Source organism: Mycobacterium sp. E1747, from assembly GCF_001667775.1.
Taxonomy (GTDB): Bacteria; Actinomycetota; Actinomycetes; order Mycobacteriales; family Mycobacteriaceae; genus Mycobacterium.
Window position 1 is genome coordinate 1 of the sequence record NZ_LZJI01000155.1, and the last position, 1,782, is coordinate 1,782.

Sequence of the window (1,782 nt, forward strand, 5' to 3'; positions counted from 1 at the left end):
CGATCTGTGCGGTGGAATTCGCCCCGACCAACGTGGCGGCGACGACGGGGTTGTGATACAGCCACGCCAATGCGATGGTGGCGCGGGATACGCCGCGGCCCTCCGCGATCTCGCCAACGGCGTTGATGATGGCGCGATCAGAATCCGCGGTCTGCTCGGAGTAGAACAACTGCAAGCCGGGATCGGACTGTGAGCGGGCGGTGTCGGTGGTTTCGACCGGGCGTGCCAGACGCCCGCGTGCCAGCGGGCTCCACACCATGGTTCCCACGCCTTCCTCAGCGCACAGCGGCAGCATTTCGCGTTCTTCTTCGCGGGCCAGCAGGTTGTACTGGTCTTGCATGGTGATGAATCTGGCCCAGCCGTAGCGGTTTTGCAGGTGCAGCGCCTTGGCGAATTCGAAGGCCCGCATCGACGAGGCCCCCGGGTAGCGGGCTTTGCCGGCTTTGACGACGTCGTGGAGGGCCTCGAGGGTCTCTTCGATCGGGGTGTGGGGGTCGAGGCGGTGGATCATGTAGATGTCGACGTAGGCGGTGCCCAGCCGGCGCAGGCTGGCGTCGATCTCGGTCATGATCACTTTGCGGGACAGCCCTTGACCATTGGGAGTTGAGCGCATCGGCGAGCACACCTTGGTACAGATGACGACGTCGTCGCGGTCGGCGAAGTCGTCGAGCGCGCGGCCCAGGATCTCCTCGCTGCCTCCCAGCGAGTAATAGTTCGCGGTGTCGAAGAAGTTGATCCCGGCCTCGAGCGCGTGCTTGATCAGTGTCCGGCTGGCGTCTTCGCCGAGAGACCAGGCCGGGTATCCGCGGTCGGGCGGGCCGTAGGTCATGGCGCCGATCGCGACCGGAGACACATCAAGGCCAGTGTCCCCTAATTTGTGGTAGCGCATAGGGATTCCTGTTGTTGGGGGTCGGGTGGCGGCAGGCGCGGATCAGCGCCTAGTCAGGCCAGCAAAGCCAGTTTGGGGATCACCTCGTCGCCGAGGCGGCCGACGAACCCGATCGGATCGGGATTTCCCGGCAGGGCAGCAATATTGATCAATTCAATGCCTGCCTCGGCGAAGCCCTGCATTGCATTCATAAATGCGGTGGGATCGCCGAACGGGTCGAACTGTGGACCGAGCATGAGGGTCTTGCGGATCTCGCGGGGGTCTCGTCCGATCTCCTCGCAATGCCGTTTCAGGACCTCGACTTTGTGCTTCACCTCATCGGGTGTTGCGGCGTTGCTATTCCAAACGTCGGCATATTGGGCGACCATGCGCAGCGTCTTCTTTTCGCCGTCGCCGCCGATCAGGATCGGTGGCCGCCGAATCGGCTGCGGCTGGCAGATGGTTTCGGCCAACTGGTAATGCCGGCCCGCGTAGGGGCCGTCATTGTCGCTCCACATCTGGGCGCAGATCTGTAATGTCTCCTCAAGCATTTCGAATCGTCGTTGTAACGGGGGGTAGGGAACACCGAGCGCCAGGTGCTCGCGTTCGTACCACGCTGCCCCGAGACCGAGCATGGATCGGCCTTGCGACAACACATCAAGGCTGCTGACGATCTTGGCGAGAAGACCCGGATAGCGGTAGGTCACACCGGTCACCAGCAAGCTCAAAGTGATCTTGTTGGTCTGTCCGGCAAGGAAGCCCAGCGACGTGTAACCCTCCAAGAAGGGATCCTGCGCCTGCCCGATCGCCTCCATCTGAAAGAAGTGATCGGCGAGCGTGAACATCGTGGCGCCGGCTTGCTCGGCTAATTTAGCCGATCCTGCCATCGTGGGCCCAAGCCTCTCGGGAGCGCC

Annotated in this window: 2 protein-coding genes; both read right to left on the reverse strand. The window is 62.9% G+C overall.

What is annotated here, in order from left to right:
* The coding region (locus tag A5695_RS14915) for an aldo/keto reductase (protein ID WP_231974842.1) at nucleotides 1–853 on the reverse strand (853 nt) is incomplete at its 3' end.
* Between the two features lie 89 nt (nucleotides 854–942).
* Nucleotides 943–1,782: LLM class F420-dependent oxidoreductase (locus tag A5695_RS14920; protein ID WP_156749662.1), on the reverse strand; the 840-nt coding region annotated here is incomplete at its 5' end.